The organism is Halalkalibacter wakoensis JCM 9140, from assembly GCF_000513095.1.
In the GTDB taxonomy this organism is placed as follows: Bacteria; Bacillota; Bacilli; order Bacillales; family Bacillaceae_D; genus Halalkalibacter; species Halalkalibacter wakoensis.
In genome coordinates this window covers 1-1191 of record NZ_BAUT01000166.1, presented here as the reverse complement: position 1 = coordinate 1191, position 1191 = coordinate 1, and the positions used below count along the sequence as shown (strand labels likewise).

The following is a 1191-nucleotide window of genomic DNA, read 5'->3' as shown; positions in this document are numbered from 1 at the left end:
ACCCGTTCCACAGTAGCTCAGTGGTAGAGCAATCGGCTGTTAACCGATCGGTCGTAGGTTCGAGTCCTACCTGTGGAGCCATTTTTTTTGTGCTTCCATAGCTCAGCCGGTAGAGCACTACCATGGTAAGGTAGGGGTCAGCGGTTCAAGTCCGCTTGGAAGCTTCAGATGAATCTTGTATATAACACACCTTTCAGCTATTGATTGGTGTTTTTTTGTTTAAAAATTTTTTTGGGCGACGAAAAATGAAGTTTATTGTTGTTTTTGACAATTTTTTAATTTTAAAAAATAGACTGTCATTGATAAAACTAAAGCTATAAAAGGTGATTTGTTTGTTAGTACACAGTCGAAAATGACTTCAGAGCGTAATTCCCTTAATTAAATAACATAAAATAAAAATTATAATAACTCCTATTAATCCAATTAAGCTGTAAATATCGAAATTTGGAATGTTCTCATCTTTCTTTTTCATCTTAGTTTCTCCTTAGCCAAAGATGCAAAGCAAATGATTCAGGCTGTAAAATAGTGAATTTTCAATTCGGGCGTGGTAATGATTATAGTATCCTTAATAAAGTGACAAAGTATGCGAATGGGAACATGGTCTGGTTGATTGATAACAGGACTTTGAAGGACTGTGGATGTGCAAGGGTTTTTGTCTTTAAGTGCGCATTTAAATAGAGTCTGCTTGTCACTTAAACTAGTAAGAATAGAAAAAAGCCATGTTGGCTTCTGACACCATTATGGCTTTTTCTACGTTTCAGCAGAGGGACGTTCAAATCTGTTACTTACTAATAAGTTGTTTTGGTGGTAAGCCTGTTATAGCTCCGACAAGCTTGATATCAATACCATAATCAAGCATGCACTCAGCAACCTGCAGCTTAGTTTCTTCTTTAGCCTTTTGCTGAACATAGTCTAATAACGTAATTAATTCTTCACGAGAATATAGCGGTTTGTGATTGTTCAACAGACATCACCTCTAGCACGGTTTTCTTTATTATAACGAATGTATGTTCGTGTTTTCAAGAGGCGGAAAAATATTTTTTTTATTTTTGAAAAGGGGTTGCAAATAGTTCTCTATTTAGATATAATACTTTTTGTCAGTAAGAAATGGCCCGTTGGTCAAGCGGTTAAGACACCGCCCTTTCACGGCGGTAACACGGGTTCGAATCCCGTACGGGTCACCAACAAATT

The 1191-nt window shown here is 36.9% G+C and carries 1 protein-coding gene and 3 tRNA genes; 3 read left to right on the top strand and 1 reads right to left on the bottom strand.

Going from position 1 to position 1191, the window contains the following annotated elements; genetic code table 11:
- Nucleotides 1-6 precede the first annotated feature (6 nt).
- Together JCM9140_RS21980 and JCM9140_RS21975 are read left to right on the top strand one after the other, a co-directional pair.
- Nucleotides 7-81: transfer RNA gene (locus JCM9140_RS21980), tRNA-Asn, on the top strand.
- Nucleotides 82-91: 10 nt separating this feature from the next.
- Nucleotides 92-164, top strand: a tRNA-Thr gene (locus JCM9140_RS21975).
- A gap of 617 nt (nt 165-781) precedes the next feature.
- On the opposite strand, the gene JCM9140_RS21970 is transcribed toward JCM9140_RS21975, so the two are convergent.
- On the bottom strand, nt 782-964 hold the full coding sequence (locus JCM9140_RS21970; protein WP_034751826.1) for a hypothetical protein: 183 nt from the start codon (nt 962-964) through the stop codon (nt 782-784).
- A 145-nt stretch (nt 965-1109) separates the two neighbouring features.
- Here JCM9140_RS21970 and JCM9140_RS21965 point away from each other — a divergent pair.
- Nucleotides 1110-1184 (top strand) — tRNA-Glu (locus JCM9140_RS21965).
- The last annotated feature ends 7 nt before the right edge of the window (nt 1185-1191 follow it).